Raw genomic sequence first — 16355 nt, forward strand, 5'->3', positions numbered from 1 at the left:
GCTCCTCTTTATATGCAGTTCAGGTTCAATAACTTGGACCCGCCCTTGCCTTTGCGGTTAGAACTATACCTAACCCATCAAGGTGGGCAGAAATCATTACCTCGAGTCCGACAATACGACACTCATCAACAATCGCCATATTCTTTAGTGCAATCTCATTTGCTTCAACGCAAGGAAAACCGGTGGTTAAACCCCTGAGGGCATCGGTTGCCGCAATCGCCATCGCCTCAGTTGCCGCCTGCAATCGGTTCTGATTTAGCACGTTGTGGGCAACAATTTGCATTCCGCCAAACAGAGCGGTCGAAGCAACCACGGCAGCCAACGCCAGAATAGTTCCTGACCCGCGATCGGTTTTCACAATCCATTCCTTCGGGCACACTGCGTTTCAGAAAGGCTGAACATAGATTCGGGAACATTCATCAACTGGACCTCTTTATAGGCGGTCACACAGAGCAGCTCCCCCGCCTCGCTCGGCTCGATGCGGACACCGCTTTGATCAAAGGCTTCGATGAGCTGCGCTGGATCTTCTCCGCGCGCCAAGGCCCTGGATGCCGTGGCGGCCAGTGAAACCAAATTTATGCGCTCCATTTGAAGCCCTAGGCCACCGATGGTGACCGACATCACCAGCGCAAGTGCCGGCAACGCCAGTGCAAACTCAGCGGTAACCGAACCTCGATCATTCGGCTGACTGACCATTTGGATTGGTGAAGGTAAGGGCACTTCTGACCAAATCAAAAAGGATGGTTTTCACCTCTTCGCTTCGCATGATTACCACCAGCATTCCCGCAAAGCCAACCGCCGCCATCGTAGCGATTGCGTACTCAGCGGTTGCGGCTCCGGTTTCGTCCTTGAGTACCCGAATTAGTGCTTTCATCTCTTCTCCTTTATTTATGTGTGGGTGAGCATGCCGATTGCCATTGGAGCAACGGCCAGTAAGACAAATGCCGGCAGCGTCAGCAAACCAAGGGGCAACATCAGGCGAATTTGTAATTTGCTAATGGCTTGCGCCTGATGGTTTCGGTGAGCTGCCCGAATTGCTTGCGCTGCATCAAGCAGCAGGCCTCTAATTGAACTTCCGGTCTGATGGGAAAGCGCCCGGCATTCCTCGAGTGAAGCCTCGGCCTCTGGGTCGGGGGCTCCGATTCCCTTTAGTGACCGAGCTTCGGATTCAGCTCTTTCTGGGCTAAGACCGGCGCTCAGCCCGATGGCAACGGCATCGAGAAAAGCCCCCGCATCACTGTATTGAGGGCGAGCCTTTTCGAGAAGGTTTTGCACCCACATTTGCCCAACTATCAAAAGGGCGATTCCGACCAGAAACGACAGAAACCCAAGAATTGATCCGGTGATGGAGCCAATTGGATTCAGCCCGATCAGCTGGCCGATTACCAAAGCCGCAAAAGGCAAACCCATGATCAGCTTGGCGGTTGCTCTGGGCGCCGCATAGGCCAATTGAATGCTAGTCGCCTGCGACTGTTGAGACTCAATCACCTCGGCCAGCCGCAGCAGGGTTGGCGTGGGTGACCCTCCGAGGCGATTGGCCAACTCCCAGGTAAGTTCAAAACGCTCGGCCACATCGGGGTGGAATTTGGCGATGTCTTGCTCGAGATGCCCACGCGCTTGACGCGCCGGAACACCCGCCGCCAACAGGCTGGCCAACTTTCGAATGACCTCAGTTGTGCGATCAGGCTGGTGCTCGAGAGCCCCAGCTGCCGGCGGGATTGGCTTTCCCAAGAGTTTAGAAATCACGAGGTACCACCTGGAGGGACCGGCCAGCATCGATGGAAAAAGCGCCAATGGACGACACAACCCTGGAATTGACCTGAATTACCCACGAAAATGCCGATTGCACCGACTGAACAAAGCCTTCGCGGTCAAGCGTGCTTGCAGCACCGCCCGCCAAACCACCAGCCGAAACAATGGACTGCAGGCGAGAAGGTACATCTGCGATTGAATTTGCGTGGATGGTAGCGCCGGCGCCACTGTGGCCAGTGTTCATGGCCTGAAGCAGAGTCAGCAGTTCAATGCCACGCACCTCACCAATGGCCAGCCGATCTGGGCGCATGCGCAGCGCTTCACGAACTAATCGATCTAGGTTGACCTCACCCTTGCCCTCAATATTGGCCTGCCGAGTTTGAAGCGAGACAAAGTTTGGGGTGGGCAGGCCAATCTCGGCGACGTCTTCGAGCGCAATCACGCGCTCGGCGACGCATTCGGCCAAAAGGGCACGCAGCAGGGTGGTTTTGCCGCTACCGGTTGGCCCGGCGATCAGAAAATTTTGCCTGGCCGCCAGCATTTGCCGAAAAAATCCGAGTTCACGTAAGCCGAACATGCCAAAGTCGGCTAGCTGATCGAGACCAAACAAGCGCTCGCGATGAATACGAATTGATAGGTGCGTTTTGGGATTGCAAACCGATCCGATTGCAGCGTGCACGCGAATGCCGTCTATCACGACGTCGGCAAAGGGGTTGGCTTGGTCTACGTGGCGCCCGCCGAGACCAATAATTTGCTGGGCTAGCGCCGCGAGCTGGCCTTCAGATTGAAAGGGGCTGACCACTGATTCAAGAGCCCGCGATGACCTCTGAACCCAGACCTGTTGATAACCGTTGACCAAAATGTCGGTGACCCCCGGCATAGTCAGTAGCGAATCAAGTTGGGGCCCAAGGCTTTGAAAGGTCATGGCACCAGCCTGATTTGCCAACCTACTTTATTGGGTGGTGGCGGCAAATCTGTGCATAACCATGGCACAGCTCAAAAGAAACACGGGGGCTGCCGAATGACCGTTAAATTAGGGGGCCCCAGGATCTTGGGGGAAGTTCCTGGGGCCAGGCGATACCTGATTGGGGGAATCGGTATCGCAGGTTAGGTTCTAGACCTAACGGATAAATAATAATCGGTTTCCCTCTTGTTTCATTCCCATCGAAACAGAAAATTTTATTTTTATGGCAGGATAACGACAAGGTATTCAAAATAAAGGACAAAGATGTCTCAAGAAATCGACAACCTACTCAGCGAAACTCGCCATTTTACGCCAACCCCTGAGTTTCAGAAGCAGGCCAACGCCCAGCCCGAACTGTATGAACAAGCCAAGGCCGACCGCCTAGGTTTCTGGGCCGAGCAAGCCAACAACCTCCACTGGCACGAACCATTTACGCAGGTTTTGGACTGGTCAAACCCTCCATTTGCGCGCTGGTTTCACGACGGCAAGATAAACATCTCTTATAACTGCCTTGATCGCCACGTTCTAGCCGGAAACGGCGACCGCGTTGCCCTCTACTTTGAAGGCGAACCAGGCGACACCAAGGAATTCACCTACGCCCAGCTAACTGAAGAGGTCAAGAGGGCCGCAAACGTCCTTATCGGTTTGGGCATCAAACCGGGCGACCGCGTTGCTATCTATATGCCGATGATCCCTGAGGCAATCATCGCAATGCAGGCCGTTGCCCGTATCGGTGCCGTTCACTCAGTAATTTTCGGCGGTTTCTCTGCAGAATCTCTTCACACGCGCATCGAAGACGCCCAGGCCAAACTTGTTATCACCGCGGACGGTGGGTACCGCAAGGGCCGCGCCAGCGCGCTGAAGCCGGCGGTTGACGAGGCTCTCGGCGGGGGCAAGTGCCCATCGGTGAAAAATGTTTTGGTGGTCAAGCGCACCGGCCAAGAAGTTGGCTGGGTAGAAGGCCGCGACCTCGACTGGGCTGAGTCACTTGGCAAGGCCGAGCCAGAGCATGAAGCTCAGGGGTTTGAGGCCGAGCACCCGCTCTTTATTCTTTACACCTCTGGCACCACCGGCAAGCCAAAAGGTATTTTGCACACCACCGGTGGCTACCTAACTCAAGCCGCGTACACCCACAAGAACGTCTTTGACCTGCATGCTGACACCGATGTCTACTGGTGCACGGCAGACATCGGCTGGATTACTGGCCACAGCTATGTGACCTACGGCCCGCTGGCCAACGGCGCAACCCAGGTAATTTACGAAGGCACCCCTGAGAGCCCAGATTGGGGCCGCTGGTGGAGCATCGTAGAAAAATACAGGGTCTCAATTCTCTACACCGCCCCGACCGCAATCCGCAGCTTCATGAAGTTGGGTAGCCAAATTCCGAAGCAGTATGACCTCAGCACCATCAGGGTTCTGGGCTCGGTTGGTGAACCAATCAACCCTGAGGCATGGATGTGGTACCGCAACGTGATCGGTGGCGGCAGCGCCCCGATTGTTGACACCTGGTGGCAGACCGAAACAGGTGCGATCATGATCTCACCGCTACCGGGTATCACAACACTAAAACCGGGTTCAGCCCAGCGCGCTCTGCCGGGCGTGAGCATTGCGATTTTGGATGACGACGGCAACGAACTCGGAAACGGTCACGCCGGCCTGCTAACCATCACCGAACCGTGGCCATCAATGCTGCGCGGAATTTGGGGCGACCCTGACCACTACAAAGAAACCTATTGGTCAAAGTTCAAGAACATCTACTTTGCCGGAGACGGCGCGAAGTTTGATGACGAGGGTGACCTCTGGTTGCTTGGCCGAGTCGACGACGTGATGAACGTCTCTGGCCACCGCCTGTCGACTGCCGAAATTGAATCAGCCTTGGTCTCGCACCCGTTTGTGGCTGAGGCAGCTGTGGTTGGCGCTAAGGATGAGACAACTGGCCAGGCCGTTGTTGCCTTTGTGATTTTGCGCCAAAACCAATTGGCCAACGCAGGCACAGATGCCGATGTGAGCAAAATCTTGCGCGACCACGTGACCCACGAAATTGGCCCAATCGCCCGCCCTCGAACCATCATGGTGGTGGCCGAACTGCCAAAGACGAGGTCCGGAAAGATCATGCGCAGATTGCTTCGCGATGTGGCTGAAGACCGCCCAATCGGTGACGTTACTACGCTGGCAGACACAAGCGTGATGGACATCATCAGCGGTAAAATCGCCGGAGGCGCGAACGACTAGCAAGTCGCTACAATAAATGTCGAAGCCCCCAGCTCACTCTCTCTGTGCTGGGGGCTTCTCAAGTAATAAGAATCTAAACCAAGTTCAGAAATCTCGCCGACCGATCAGGCACTATGCTTTTGTGATGATTGCCAAATCAAGCCTATCTTTAGCATTAATTCTGCTCTTTTCATCGCTCTGTTCTCCTGCCACCGCATCCGACTTATCCATCATTGATGCGGAAATTCTTAGTGAGTCAGTTCCGCAAGATTTAGACTACCTATCCCATTCCGAAGGTTTTCCTGCAGCCACGGGCGTTGAGAATGTCAAATTGGGTAAATCTGGTGCCGGTCAAGTCGCGGCAACTATCACGATGCGTGACACTGAAGGTCATGAGACTGAATTTTCAATGGCTCCTGTGGGTCTTGGTAAAAGTTTTGCTGAAGGACAAGGCATTGCAACGAGCACAGACCTTGGCGGTGGTGTGACGCATGTAGCTGAAAGCGAAGGTTCAACATTTAGATTTCTGGCAGAGAGCGACTCGATTGCCTCGGCCCGAAGCATTAATTACGAAATCACCTTGCCGAAAAACACATATTTACTCGAGCTGGTTACAGGTGAGTATCAAATTCTCGACCCATTAGGTGAATACTTCGGGACACTATCCAAACCCTGGGCAATAGATGCAAACGGGGTTCGTTATGAGTCAAGATTTGACATGAAAAATGGCACACTAACTCAGATAAATCAAATACCTCAGTCTGCCGAAGCGCCAATTTTAACTGACCCGTCTTGGTCCTACCAGATGGATTTTTCCCAGCACATCGAATCAGATGGTTCGACGGGAATTCCCCCTACGATTTATTACTCCAAGCGAAGCCCTCTCTACGTGACTTCCCTATTGAAGAAATGTCTTAACTGCTATTTTCCCGTCTCGGGCGCCCCTTCAACCTACCCTTACGTAGGTCAGGTAATGCCTCTGTACGTGCTAAATCCAGTGTTATTTGGCTTAGTAACTTACAACATGAAGGTTAAAGTAACTCGAACATTCAATTACGGTTGGGAGTTTGCCGCAATGTCGGGCCACGTAGATGGCATTGGATCGACAATTAAGTTTTTGTGGTACCCAGATGCCTACGAAAGGTTACACCTCAAGGTATCGGCCTACATCGTGGAGGAAAACCCGATTGATATGCCGTTCACAAGCCTTGAATTTGACCAGAACCTCTACAGAAATGAGGCTCGTGCAACTTGGCAAAGCTTTTTCAACGCGGTGACTTAGGGGGCCTTCTTGAAATCATTCGTGCAGTTAATCCTTGCGCAATTTGTAAGCTACGGTTTCACGATATCTTTGTTCGGTAAGGGCAAACCATGGGGTATTGAACTAGGCACCAACTTAATGTTTTGGGCGTTATTTTCACCCGCAATACTTGTTTACTTAACGTTGGCGAGCCTCATCGTTACCCGCGTTTCTGAATCAACGATAAGCAATTCGAAACCAGTATTACTTCTTCAGATCTGCGCTTATGGGCTGTTCGGCGCCTTGGGTGTTTATGCTCTCGGCTTCACGATTTTCTCGTGGCTTTTTGACGAGTCCTACTCAAACTTCACTATCGCTGATTTGTGCTTTGTGATGCTCATACCTGGGTCCAGTTTCTTGATAACTAAGCGATTCTCGAGACACCTCTTACCCACCAAAGCGAGACAAAACGATTTCAGTGAATAGATTTAGCAACTTGCTTAGGGTCACTTAAATTCAGCGATGAGTTCTACTTCAACAGCTGAATCAAGCGGCAATACCGGCACACCAACGGCTGATCGAGCGTGCACTCCAGCGTCGCCGAAGACCTCGCCCAAAAACTCGCTGGCGCCATTAATTACGCCAGGCTGTCCGGTGAATTCAGGCACCGATGCCACAAAGCCAACAACCTTAACGATTCGAGTTACACGGTCAAGGTCACCGATAGCCAACTTGAGGGCAGCAAGCGCGTTAAGGGCGCACAAACGCGCAAGGTCCTTAGCCGCAGCTGGATCAACCAACCCCTCGGTTTCGCCAACCTTTCCGGCGGCAGGCAATTTGCCGTCAACAAAAGGCAATTGACCTGAGGTGAAGCATAGATTTCCGGTAACAACCGAAGGCACATAGGCTGCCACCGGCAGCGCAACGGCAGGTAGCGGGTAGCCAAGTTCAATTAGTCGGGCTTCAATACGTGACATTACTTAGACTCCTCGGCGATTGGGCGCTTGAAAAACGCGATGTTGCCGCCCATGTTGTTGGCAACAATCTGAACCAACTCCCAGCCTTCAGAACCCCAGGTGTTCAAAATCGCAGTTTCTTTGTGTAGCAACAAAGGGGTGGTTATGTACTCCCACTTCAACATTTACAGAGTCCTCTCAGGTGATGTCCGGTAACCTAGAGTTTATGTCTGGTTCACAGAACAAGTCCGAATCTAAAACGAGCGGCATCCTAAAATTTACCGGTTTGTCAGCCCTAGTTGGCGTACTTGGAGTCCTTCTTTTGGCTCCAATTGGCCTAGTTGGTGGCTCAGCTGCCACAACTGGCCTCAACCTCTTTGAGAACCTGCCAACCTACCTAAAGCCAGTCACTGGCTCGCAGGCGTCTACCCTTTATGCCAACGACGGCGATGAAAAAGTCGTGGTGGCAAATTTCTACCACGAGAACCGAATCTCGATCTCTTACAACGAAATGTCAACCAACATCCGCAATGCGGTTGTAGCCACCGAAGACCCTCGATTCTTCGAGCACGGTGGCGTTGACTGGCTTTCCCTAGCGCGCGCTACAGCAACCAACGCAATCTCTGCCGGAAACGGCCCTGGTGGTTCGACCATCACCATGCAGTACGTCAAGAACTCGCTTGTCGAGGCAGCCAACTTGGCTGGTGACAAAGAGGCCATCGCGGCGGCAACCACCGCCAGCGGCATCGAAGGTATTGCCCGAAAGTTCAAAGAAATCCGGATGGCGATTGCGCTAGAGGGTGTTTCGACCAAGCAGGACATCCTGGCTGGTTATTTGAATCTGTCATTCTTTGGCAACCAGATCAACGGTATTGAAGCCGCGTCAAACTATTACTTTGGCGTCAAGGCCAGCGAACTAAACATTCCTCAGGCAGCACTTCTGGCGGGTATGTTGAAGTCACCGAACGACTACAAGCCTGACGAAGAAGGCAACCTCGAGCGCGCCAAGGGCCGCCGCGACTACGTTATCGACAACATGGCCGCCGAGGGTTACATCACCGGTGCCGAGGCTGACGCAGCAAAGGCCACCCCGATTGAGGTCAACCTGACCCACACCCCTAGCGGTTGTGAGGCCAACCAGACCACCGCGTTTTTCTGTGACTTCACCGTCTGGACCATTCGAAACAATGTCGAATTTGGCGCCACCCCAGAGGACCGCGAGAACCTGCTTCGCCGCGGTGGCCTTCAGATTTTCAGCACCCTAGACCTCGATGCCCAAACTGCCGCACATGAGGCAACTATGACATGGGCGCCTTACGACGACCCGAGCCAGATTGGTTCGGCAACGGTTTCGGTTCAGGCCGGTACCGGTCGAATTTTGGCAATGGCCGAAAACCGAGTTTTTGACCAGACCCAAAGCGATGAGCTTGGCCACACCTCGGTCAACTACGCGACCGACCGCGAATACGGCGGTTCATCGGGCTTCCAAACCGGATCTACCTACAAGGTGTTCACCCTGGCACAATGGCTTACCGCCGGGTTCCACCTCAACGACCACGTTGACGGCCGAGTCAAAGAATGGGGTCCGGGAGACTTCTCAGCACGCTGTGGTGGCGTGGGCGGAACCTGGAAGCCCAACAACATCGTCAAGGAACCTGAAGACCTAACCGTTGTCCAGGCCACCACCATGTCGGTTAACACCGCATACGTTGACATGGCCAGCCAGCTTGACCTGTGTGATATTCGCGACACCGCGGCACGCTTTGGTGTGCACCGAGCCGATGGCGCCGAGCTTAGCTACGTGCCTTCATCAGTGATTGGTGTAAACGAAATTGCGCCGCTGACTATGGCAGCCGCCATGGCCGGTATTGCTAACAAGGGCGTTTACTGCTCGCCGGTTGCGATTGACCGAATTGTGATTCGCGAGACTCAGGCCGAACTTAAGGTACCAACCAGCGATTGTTCAGCAGCGGTAACCCCTGAGGTAGCTGCCGGAATGACCTACGCCATGCAGCGCGTAATCTCTGGCGGTACCGGTGGCGCTTCATCAACCGGAGACGGCACTCCCCTAGCCGGTAAGACCGGTACCACTGACTCTGGTGTTCACACCTGGATGACCGGATTCTCTTCTGCAGTCGGAACCGCTACCTGGGTTGGAAACGTGGTCGGAAACAAGTCTTTGGGCGCGTATCGACTAAACAACAAAGCGGCCAACACCGTGCGTCACGACATTTGGCGAACCACCATGAAGGCAATCAACAAGTTGTACCCTGGGTCGGCATTCGACGCCCCACCGGCCTCAATGGTTGCTGCAACCATGATTACTGTTCCGGCAACCGGTGGGCAAGACCCTGCTGCGGCCGAGGAGCTAATCAATGCTTCTGACCTGAATGCCAAGATTCAGACCCGCACAATAGTGTCGAACCAGCCTGAGGGCACTGTTGCTCGAACTGTGCCGGGTGCAGGCCGCAGCGTGCCACGCGGCAGCCAGATCTTGATCTACATCAGCAAGGGTGGCACCCTCAAGGTGCCGGATGTTGCAGGAATGTCAGTTGTCGACGCCAAGTCAACCCTGTTGGCAGCCGGATTTGCCGCGGTGAGTGAGCCTCAGCCTTCCCAAACTCAGTTCTTTGTTCCGTCAGAGACTATCCCCGCCGGATTTGTGGTTGGGACCAGCCCAGCGGCTGGAACGAGCGCTACGGCAACCGGGGCCATTCTGCTGATACTGAGTACGGGTCCGTAGTTGGAATATTTGGCAGCCCTGGTCGGCCTTGGCGTAGTCGCGGCCATCTGGGGCATTGCTGTTGAGCGGCACCTTTTTGTAATTCGGCGCGAGACCGTGGCAGTTTTGCCTGCTGGTGCACCGGCAATTACCGTGCTGCACATTGGTGACATCCACCTAGCCCCATGGCAAAAGCGCAAGGCGCGCTGGGTTCATTCGCTTGGCCAGCTAAAGCCAGATTTGGTAATCAACACCGGCGATAACCTTGGCCACCCCCAAGCAATTGGCCCAGTTTTGACGGCACTGGCTCCGCTAACCGAACGACCTGGCGTATTTGTAAATGGATCAAACGACTATTACGCACCGGTTTTACGCAACCCGCTTGGCTACCTGGCAAAGCCATCCGAGCGAAGCAGCGGGCAAAAATTGGACACTGCCCGACTCCTCAACGGATTCCAGTCTGCAGGTTGGCTAAACCTTAATAATCGTGGTGGCCAACTTTCGATTCGCGGGGTGCAGCTGGGGTTTATCGGTGTTGATGATGCCCACGATGATCTTGACGACATTGCCAGCCTGGCCGGCCAGGCAAACGCATTGAAGAACTGCGATGTGATTTTGGGCGTGAGCCACGCGCCATACATGCGTGTTTTGGAATCGATGTCCAACGCGGGTGCTGACATGCTGTTTGCCGGGCACACCCACGGCGGTCAGGTTTGTGTGCCGAGCTTCGGTGCACTGGTTACCAACTGCGATTTGCCAGCAAAAAATGCCAAGGGTTTGAGTGCTTGGAAGTTTGGTGATCGGGATCTGATTCTGAATGTTGTTGCCGGTTTAGGCCATTCAATATTCGCGCCAGTGCGTTTTGCCTGCCGACCAGAGGTTCGACTAATTACCCTCGTGGCAAAAGGTTAGTTGTTTAGCGACCAAACCTGAGGACCAAGGGCAATCCACTGACCTGAGCTGTTGTCACAGCGAGCCGTGACGTTCTCGACAAAACAAGTAAAGCCAGCAGCGGTAACACTCTGACCGGTTAGCAGGGTCTTGGCCTGGCTGGCATCTGAGTAAAAACCGCCGGAGCAAGCAAATTCTGCGGTCTCGCCGGACTCAGGCTTGGCTGACCAGAGGCGAACCTGGTAGCCGTAACTGTAAACACAAGAATCTGGAGCAGGAATTGGCGCGTAAACCGCGGCAGCTTCATTTTGCTCGCAAAGCGTGAACTGACTTACCGGGCTGATGGTGCACCAGGTTGGCCCTTCGCCGACCTTGAAGACGTACTCATCAAAACCGTTGTTGAACTCTTCTGGGTCAATTGCCACCACTGCCGAAGGCATCTCGGTAGGAACAAGTGCCTGGTCAGGGGTAGGTGTTGGGCGTGACTGTGTGGTGCCACCGTTGGTTGGGTCATCAACCGGAGTAGCAGCACACGCGCCGAGGGTGAGTGACAACCCCAGCAATACAGAAACGGCCAAAACGCGCGACATAATCACAGGCTACTCTGCGGCTTGCCAGAAACGGTGGAACTCAACAATGCAGATTTACAGTGACTAGAACTCGCGAGCAACAAGCTCGGCGATTTCGTAGGTGTTAAGCGCGGCGCCCTTGCGAAGGTTGTCGCCAACGACGAACAACTCGATTGAGTTCGGGAAGTCTAGCGACTGACGAATGCGGCCAACAAAAGTTGGGTCCTGACCAACGACCATTGCTGGGGTTGGGTACAGGTGGTTTTCTGGTTCGTCAACAACACGGATGGTTGGCTGCTGGGCCAAGACTTCGCGAACTTCATCGGCGGTAAGTGGGTTGGCGAATGTTGCGTGAACGGTTAGTGAGTGAGCAACCTGAACCGGAACACGCACGCAGCTTGCGGCAACCTTGAGGTCAGAAATTCCTAGGATCTTGCGAGACTCATCGCGAACCTTCAGCTCTTCTGAGGTGTGGCCGCCAGCCTTTAGTGAACCAGCAAAAGGAATCACGTTTAGAGCGATTGGGTGAGCCCATGGTGAGTTGCTTAGGTCGTTACCAGCGGCAGCAAGTGCAGCGCGAACGTCTTCAGTTGCGGTGCCCAGTGAGGCATCCTTGCCAACAACGGCAAGCTCTGATGCAAGCTCATCGATACCGGCAGCGCCGGCACCAGATACTGCCTGGTAGCTAGAAACTACTAGCTCGGTCAGCTTCCACTTGTCGTGGAGTGCACCCATTGCAGCCATCATGGTCAGGGTGGTGCAGTTTGGGTTAGAGATTATTCCGCGAGGGCGGTTCTTGGCCTGCTCTGGGTTTACCTCAGGAACAACCAGTGGAACATCGGCATCCATGCGGAAGGCACCTGAGTTGTCGACCGCAACGGCACCGCGCTCGGCGGCAATCGGAGCCCAAACTTCTGAAACCTCGTCAGGCACGTCAAACATTGCGATGTCGATGCCGTCGAAAGCCTCAGGTGAAAGCGCAACCACGGTTAGCTCTTCACCATGCACAGTGATCTTTTTGCCTGCCGAACGTGGGCTGGCGATTAGGCGAATCTCGCCCCAGATGTTTGGACGGCTGTTGATGATGCCGATCATTACGGTACCTACAGCACCGGTTGCACCGACAAGAGCTAGTGATGGCTTTGACATGATTTCCCCTGGTTTCTAGAGATTGAAAATTGAAAAGTTAGCGACCGGTACCGGCGTAAACAACAGCTTCGATGTCGCTGTCTAGGCCGAATGCGGTGTGAACAGCGCGAGCGGCGGCATCCACCTGGTCATCGCTGGTGATAACTGAGATGCGGATCTCTGAGGTTGAGATCATCTCAATGTTGATGCCCGCCTCGGCAAGAGCGCGGAACATGGTTGCAGAAACACCTGAGTGGGTGCGCATACCGGCACCGACTACAGAAAGCTTGCCAATTTCATCGTCAATTTCAACGGTGCGGAAACCAAGAGTTGCCTTGGCTGCCTCTAGAGCTGCAGCGACCTTCTTTGACTCGGCCTTTGGGCAGGTGAAGCCGATGTCGCTAACGGCATCGGTTACGTCAGAACCGGTTGGAGTGTTCTGAACAATCATGTCGATGTTGGCGCCTGCGTCAGCAACCAAGGTGAAAAGCTCAGCAGCCTTGCCAGGAACATCTGGAATACCGATGACCATAATCTTGGTCTGGCCCTTGTCGATTGCTACACCAGATACGACTGACTCTTCCATGCCTGCTCCTGCTTTTCCTGAATAAACGATGGTTCCTGGGTCGGTGCTAAAAGTTGAACGAACGCGTAGGTCTACGTTGTGGCGGCGAGCAAACTCAACGGCGCGAATGTGCAGAATCTTTGCGCCGGCTGCTGCAAGCTCAAGCATTGATTCAACATCGATGGACTCAAGCTTCTTGGCGCCCTTGATAACTCGTGGGTCTGAGGTGTAGACACCGTCAACATCTGAGTAGATCTCACAAAGATCAGCCTTTAGGCCGGCCGCTAGTGCAACTGCAGTGGTGTCAGAACCACCGCGACCAAGGGTTGTGATGTCACGAGTCTCTCGGTTGAAGCCCTGGAAACCGGCCACGATTGCAATGTTGCCAGCGTCAACTGACTCGCGGATGCGCTCTGGGGTGACCTCGGCAATACGGGCATTTCCGTGGACGCTGTCGGTGACGATACCGGCCTGTGAACCGGTGAAAGACTGTGACTTGCCACCCTGGGCATTGATAGCGATGGCCAGCAATGACATCGAGATGCGCTCACCCGAGGTAAGCAGCATGTCTAGCTCACGCGGGCTGTCGTTTGGATCGTCGGCTACCGAATTGGCAAGGTCCAGAAGTTCATCGGTGGTGTCACCCATGGCTGAGACAACGACAACAACCTGGTTGCCGGCTTTTTGGGTTTCGATTACGCGACGAGCAACGTGCTTAATCTTGTCGGCATCGCCAACGGATGAACCGCCAAACTTCTGCACGATAAGGGCCAAGGTAGGTCTCCTCAGATTTCGGGGTGATTGCAGGCGGATAACGCCAGAACTCACAATTCTAGCGGACTCCAGGACCGGTCAAAAGGCCTAAACCTGGATTACTGCGATGAATTAACTGACTGTTCGGCGACCTTCAAAAGCGCGACCAAGAGTAACTTCATCGGCGTACTCGAGGTCTCCACCCACCGGAAGACCCGATGCCAATCGAGAGACTGTGATGCCCAGCGGGCTGAGCATTCTGGTCAGGTAAGTTGCCGTTGCCTCACCCTCAAGGTTTGGGTCCGTTGCAATGATGACCTCTTGAATTTCTGGGTCGCTTAGTCGGCTCATTAGCTCTTTGATTCTGAGCTGGTCTGGGCCAACGCCTTCGATCGGGCTGATGGCGCCACCGAGTACGTGATACAGGCCGTGGAACTCGCGGGTGCGCTCGATTGCCTGAACGTCTTTAGATTCTTCGACCACACAAATTGCTGTGCGGTTGCGTCGAGCATCGCGGCAAATGTTGCAACGAGTCTCTTCAGTTACGTTGCCGCAAATCTCGCAAAATCGGACCCGCTCTTTTACCTCTGTAAGCACGCGGGCAAGGGTTTGAGCCTGCTCGTCTTCGGCCTGAAGCAGATAGAAGGCAATTCGCTGAGCCGACTTTGGCCCAACACCAGGCAGCCTGCCCAGCTCGTCAATGAGTTCTTGAACTACGCCCTCGTACATTACTTGCCACCGTTTTTATCGATGATCGGCTCTGCGCCCAGCATTTCGCGGAGGAGCGATTCGCCGTATCGTGCGGACTCGTCGACCATGCTTGAGTTGCGAGATTTCATCGGTGCAGCGTCAAACTGCTCCTCTGGTTCAGGCTCATCCAGCGGAGGTGGAACTTCTTCAGAGGTTGGTGCAGCGGCAGGAGCCGGCGCCTGAGCCGGTGCTGCCTGGGCCGGTGCTGCCGCGGCCGGTGCCTCTTGAACTGCCGGCTTACTTGCCTCATCGATCTGGGCCCGGAATTTGACCTGTACACCTAGAACATCGAGAATCGCGGTTCGCAGAATGTCACTTGCGCCGTTTGAATTCTTGAATGACTCGAGATCTTTTTGGCTCAAGAACTTCAAAGTCAAAACCTCGTCGCTGAAATCAACAACGCTCAGTGAGAAGGCGACCATCCAGGCTGCTTTAGAAGCCTTATTAACCTTGGTGAGGATGTTTGGCCAAGAGTCGCGGAATTGTTGAGTGCTGATAGCGCCAAGGACCGGTGCAGCCGCAGCAACTGGTGGCGAAGCAACTGGTGCTGCAAGTGACGCTGCAACCGGAGCCGCTGCAATCGGTGCAGAAGGTGCTGCCGTTGCATCTGGAGCAGCAGCCGCTGGTGCCGGCGTTGATGCCCCACCAACACCGATTCGGCGCTCAAGGCGTTCGATTCGGGCCAGTGAGCCAATCTCAGTTTGGTCACTTGATGGCACCAAAACCTTGGCGCACATAAGTTCGAGGTGCAGCTTCGGCGAGGTTGCGCCGGACATCTCGGTTAGGGCGTGGTTCACGGTTTCAGCTGCGTGCGTTAGTTCAGCCAGACCAAAGCGCGCTGCTTGAGTCCCCATTTTGTCTAGTTCGTCGTCTGCGATTCCGCGCAAAACTGCCTTTGCGCCGTCTCCAACTGACAACACAACAATTAGGTCGCGAAGGTGCTCTAGCAAGTCTTCAACAAAGCGGCGAGGGTCCTGACCTGTCTGAATTACTTTGTCAACGCTGGCAAACACCGATGCTGAATCGTGGGCCGCAAATGCGTCAACCACTTCATCAAGCAACGCTGCGTGGGTGAAACCGAGAAGTGCTGCGGCACGCTCGTATTCAACCTTCGGCGCCGCACCATCTACTCCTTCAGAACCGGCAATGAGTTGGTCGAGGAGAGAGAGTGAGTCACGGACAGAACCGCCACCGGAGCGAACTACCAGTGAAAGAACACCAGGCGCAACGTCGACACCCTCGCTGGCGCAAAGTTGCTCAAGGTACTCAAGCATTTGAGCCGGCGGCACCAAACGGAATGGATAGTGGTGAGTGCGCGAACGGATTGTGCCGATGACTTTGTCTGGCTCGGTGGTGGCAAAAATGAACTTGACGTGGGCAGGTGGTTCTTCAACGATTTTGAGCAGTGCGTTGAAGCCCTGAGGCGTAACCATGTGGGCCTCATCGAGGATGAAGATCTTGAAACGGTCTCTGGCAGGGGCAAAGATTGCGCGTTCACGGAGGTCTCGGGCGTCGTCAACACCGTTGTGTGAGGCGGCGTCAATCTCTACGACATCGAGCGAGCCGCCACCGTCGCGAGACAGTTCAATACAGCTTGGGCAAACTCCACATGGGGTGTCGGTCGGCCCTTCGGCACAGTTGAGGCAGCGGGCCAAGATGCGAGCCGAGGTGGTCTTGCCACAGCCACGTGGGCCTGAGAAAAGATACGCGTGGTTTACGCGGTCGGTGCGCAACGCGGTCATCAACGGCGCAGTCACCTGCGACTGGCCGATTAATTCGGCAAAAGATTCAGGACGATAGCGTCGGTAGAGAGCTGTAACCACGTTTAGAGCCTAGCCTCCCCAGCTGACAAAA

15 protein-coding genes and 1 pseudogene are annotated in these 16355 nt (G+C 54.5%); 4 read left to right on the plus strand and 12 right to left on the minus strand.

Features of this window, described 5'->3' with window-relative positions:
* Positions 1-25 precede the first annotated feature (25 nt).
* Genes OO731_RS05415 through OO731_RS05435 form a run of 5 tightly spaced genes read right to left on the minus strand, consistent with a single transcriptional unit; the run spans position 26 to position 2677 of the window.
* Positions 26-358, minus strand: coding sequence for an Rv3654c family TadE-like protein (locus OO731_RS05415; RefSeq protein ID WP_264889939.1), 333 nt, complete (start codon positions 356-358; stop codon positions 26-28).
* The gene (locus OO731_RS05420; protein ID WP_264889940.1) at positions 355-696 is read right to left on the minus strand and encodes a hypothetical protein; all 342 of its coding nucleotides are present in this window, start codon (positions 694-696) and stop codon (positions 355-357) included. The genes OO731_RS05415 and OO731_RS05420 overlap by 4 nt, the downstream gene beginning before the upstream one ends.
* A complete protein-coding gene (locus tag OO731_RS05425) occupies positions 677-874 on the minus strand; it encodes a DUF4244 domain-containing protein (protein ID WP_264889941.1) in 198 nt (65 codons plus the stop codon). The genes OO731_RS05420 and OO731_RS05425 overlap by 20 nt, the downstream gene beginning before the upstream one ends.
* A gap of 14 nt (positions 875-888) precedes the next feature.
* Entirely contained in the window at positions 889-1746 is an 858-nt protein-coding gene (locus OO731_RS05430; protein ID WP_264889942.1) for a hypothetical protein, read from the minus strand.
* Complete coding sequence (locus OO731_RS05435; RefSeq protein ID WP_264889943.1) at positions 1736-2677, minus strand: ATPase, T2SS/T4P/T4SS family; 942 nt, start codon at positions 2675-2677, stop codon at positions 1736-1738. Before OO731_RS05435 ends, OO731_RS05430 begins: the two co-directional genes overlap by 11 nt.
* A gap of 303 nt (positions 2678-2980) precedes the next feature.
* Between OO731_RS05435 and acs the strand changes: the two genes are divergently transcribed.
* Positions 2981-4948: an acetate--CoA ligase gene (acs, locus tag OO731_RS05440; protein WP_264889944.1), complete on the plus strand. Its 1968-nt coding sequence runs from the start codon at positions 2981-2983 to the stop codon at positions 4946-4948.
* Positions 4949-5072: 124 nt separating this feature from the next.
* Complete coding sequence (locus OO731_RS05445; protein WP_264889945.1) at positions 5073-6209, plus strand: hypothetical protein; 1137 nt, start codon at positions 5073-5075, stop codon at positions 6207-6209.
* Between the two features lie 464 nt (positions 6210-6673).
* Here the strand turns inward: OO731_RS05445 and OO731_RS05450 are convergent, their stop codons facing one another.
* A complete protein-coding gene (locus OO731_RS05450; RefSeq protein WP_264889946.1) occupies positions 6674-7144 on the minus strand; it encodes a RidA family protein in 471 nt (156 codons plus the stop codon).
* Complete coding sequence (locus OO731_RS05455; protein ID WP_264889947.1) at positions 7144-7308, minus strand: hypothetical protein; 165 nt, start codon at positions 7306-7308, stop codon at positions 7144-7146. Before OO731_RS05455 ends, OO731_RS05450 begins: the two co-directional genes overlap by 1 nt.
* A gap of 41 nt (positions 7309-7349) precedes the next feature.
* Here OO731_RS05455 and OO731_RS05460 point away from each other — a divergent pair, with 41 nt between their 5' ends.
* Both OO731_RS05460 and OO731_RS05465 read left to right on the plus strand, forming a co-directional pair.
* Positions 7350-9866, plus strand: a complete 2517-nt coding sequence (locus OO731_RS05460; RefSeq protein WP_264889948.1) for a transglycosylase domain-containing protein — start codon at positions 7350-7352, stop codon at positions 9864-9866.
* Complete coding sequence (locus tag OO731_RS05465; protein ID WP_264889949.1) at positions 9867-10757, plus strand: metallophosphoesterase; 891 nt, start codon at positions 9867-9869, stop codon at positions 10755-10757.
* Here the strand turns inward: OO731_RS05465 and OO731_RS05470 are convergent.
* From OO731_RS05470 to OO731_RS05490, 5 genes and pseudogenes are all read right to left on the minus strand, one after another.
* Positions 10754-11326, minus strand: a complete 573-nt coding sequence (locus tag OO731_RS05470; RefSeq protein ID WP_264889950.1) for a hypothetical protein — start codon at positions 11324-11326, stop codon at positions 10754-10756. The two genes, OO731_RS05465 and OO731_RS05470, sit on opposite strands and share 4 nt — an antisense overlap.
* A gap of 63 nt (positions 11327-11389) precedes the next feature.
* Entirely contained in the window at positions 11390-12454 is a 1065-nt protein-coding gene (locus OO731_RS05475; protein WP_264889951.1) for an aspartate-semialdehyde dehydrogenase, read from the minus strand.
* 37 nt (positions 12455-12491) lie between these two features.
* Positions 12492-13772, minus strand: a complete 1281-nt coding sequence (locus OO731_RS05480) for an aspartate kinase (protein WP_138275780.1) — start codon at positions 13770-13772, stop codon at positions 12492-12494.
* A 111-nt stretch (positions 13773-13883) separates the two neighbouring features.
* Positions 13884-14480: a recombination mediator RecR gene (gene recR, locus OO731_RS05485; RefSeq protein WP_264889952.1), complete on the minus strand. Its 597-nt coding sequence runs from the start codon at positions 14478-14480 to the stop codon at positions 13884-13886.
* A 269-nt stretch (positions 14481-14749) separates the two neighbouring features.
* Positions 14750-16324, minus strand: a pseudogene (locus tag OO731_RS05490) (DNA polymerase III subunit gamma and tau); the annotation flags it as partial.
* Between the last annotated feature and the right edge of the window lie 31 nt (positions 16325-16355).

Source organism: Rhodoluna sp. KAS3, from assembly GCF_026000575.1.
Lineage (GTDB): Bacteria > Actinomycetota > Actinomycetes > Actinomycetales > Microbacteriaceae > Rhodoluna.